Here is a 636-nt window from a genome sequence, read left to right on the forward strand (position 1 = left end):
GGTTCGGCGTCGAGGCGCAGGCCAGGGAAGCGGGCCAGCAGCGTGGCGAAGGCCACCTCCAGCTCCATGGTGGCGAGCGGCGCCCCCAGGCAGTGGTGGGAGCCCCAGCCGAAGGTCATGTGCGGGATGGACGGCCGGTCGGGGTCGAGCTCGTCGGGGCGGTCGAACTTGGCGGAGTCCCGGTTGGCCGTCAGGTACGACACATGGACGATGTCACCGGCCCTGATGGTGACCCCGCCCAGCTCCACGTCCTCCGTCGCGACCCGGGGGATGCCGACGCCCTTGCGGAAGGGGATGTACCGCAGCAGCTCCTCGATCGTGCGGGGCAGCCGCTCGGGTTCGGTCTGGAGCGTCTTGAGGAGGCCGGGCCGGGTGAGCAGGGTGTAGGCGATGTTGCCGAGTTCGTAGGTGGTGGTGTCCTGGCCGGTGATGAGCAGGACCATCGCCATGACGGCGAGTTCCTTGTCGTCGAGCAGTTCGTCGCCGTCGCGGGCGGTGGCCAGGGTGCTGATGAGGTCCTGGCCCGGGGAGCGGCGGCGCTCGGCGGTCAGCTCGGTGAAGTAGCCGCGCAGTTCGGCCTTGGCCCGTACGGCGTCCTCCTTGCCCGCCGCCCCGACGTTCATCATCGTCATGGCG

The 636-nt window shown here is 70.3% G+C and carries 1 protein-coding gene; it reads right to left on the minus strand.

The annotated features are described in order from the left end of the window. Positions 1 to 636, minus strand: a 636-nt coding sequence (locus RNC47_RS36125; protein ID WP_311605089.1) for a cytochrome P450, incomplete at both ends; no start/stop codon positions are given.

Origin of the sequence: Streptomyces millisiae (assembly GCF_031845425.1) — a bacterium.
GTDB classification, from domain to species: domain Bacteria; phylum Actinomycetota; class Actinomycetes; order Streptomycetales; family Streptomycetaceae; genus Streptomyces; species Streptomyces millisiae.